The 1313-nt window shown below is 59.7% G+C and carries 1 protein-coding gene; it reads right to left on the bottom strand.

The window, feature by feature from the left end:
• Window positions 1-36 precede the first annotated feature (36 nt).
• Window positions 37-1259 (bottom strand): IS3 family transposase gene (locus WS75_RS16105; protein WP_156429805.1). Its coding sequence is split into 2 segments (ribosomal slippage): window positions 37-891 and window positions 894-1259, totalling 1221 coding nucleotides; the frame shifts between segments, so codons are not numbered across the junction.
• Window positions 1260-1313 lie beyond the last annotated feature (54 nt).

Genomic DNA, 1313 nt, shown 5'->3' with positions numbered 1-1313 from the left:
TGTCAAGTCCTGGAATAGGTTGACAGTATCCAGGCGCTAGAACGCCCGATGCACCGCATCGGGCGTTTTGTATTTCAGCGCGGCATGTGGCCGTTCATAGTTGTAGATGTGTACCGACTGTTCGACCATCTTGGCGGCCTGTTCAAGGTCAGCAGGACGTTGCAACAGGAACTCCCCCTTGAGAATGCCGTTGACCCGCTCAGCCAGCGCGTTCTGATAGCAGTCGTAGCCGTCCGTCATTGAACAGCGCAGGCCGTGATGCCGATGGATGTCCTGATAGTAGGTCGAACAGTACTGGACCCCGCGATCGGAGTGATGGATCAACGGCTGCCGGCTCCGGCGCTTGCGCAACGCCTTCTTGAGCGCCTGACTGACCTGCTCGGTTTGCAGGCTGTCGTGAACGTGATGACCGACGATCTTGCGCGAGAACGCATCCGTGACGAGACTCAAATACACAAACGGGCCCGCCGTCGGCAGATACGTGATGTCGGCCACCCACACTTGTTCGGGGCCGGTCGGCACGATTTGATCCGGCCCGGGTTTCAGTAGATTCGGATGACGCCGGAAGCGGTGATGGCTATGGGTGGTCTTGTGATACGCCCGGTGCGGTACGACCAGTAGGCGCGCGGCACGCAGCACGTCGAACAGCCGATCTCGCCCCAGCTTGATGCCGCGCTCGACCAACGCTGGCCCGAGCAGATGATGGAGCTTGCGTGTGCCCAGCCTCGGCTGGCGAAGCCGCACGTCTCGCACCAGTGCAGTGACGGTCTCGCTCTGCGAGCAACGGTGTTCCTCGCTGCGGCATCGCTTGTAATACGCTTGGCGGCTGATACCCATGTATCGGCAGGCCCGCTCGACGCTCAGCTTTTCGATCCGCTTTTGCGCGACGACCTGCCTGAAGGCTTTTTTACGGTGATCCCGTAATCCTTGCGCATCACGTCGATCACGGCTTCGAATAGCGCGGCTTTCTCCTGCGCCTGTCGCAACTGCGTCTCCAACTCCTTGATGCGCTGCTCCGGTGTGAGCGGCTTTGAGTCTTGCTTTGACATGGTGGAACCCGATCGCGCACGGCCGGATGGATCGGCCCAATCCTGCAAGCCGTGCTTACGTAACCATACCAGCACGGTCGAGCGCCCCTGGATGCCGTAGCGTCGCTGTGCCTCTTTGTACGTCAGTTCGCCTTTTTCGACCTGCGCCACCACCGACAGTTTAAAAGCCAGGCTGTAGTCCCGCTGCGTCCGCTTGATCCCTTGCTCCATTTGGCACCTCTTCGTTTCGGCGAAAAAGTGTCAACCTATTTCAGGACGGGTCAC

The organism is Burkholderia sp. FL-7-2-10-S1-D7 (genome assembly GCF_001524185.1).
Lineage (GTDB): Bacteria > Pseudomonadota > Gammaproteobacteria > Burkholderiales > Burkholderiaceae > Burkholderia > Burkholderia diffusa.
This window is presented reverse-complemented; position numbering and strand designations above follow the sequence as displayed.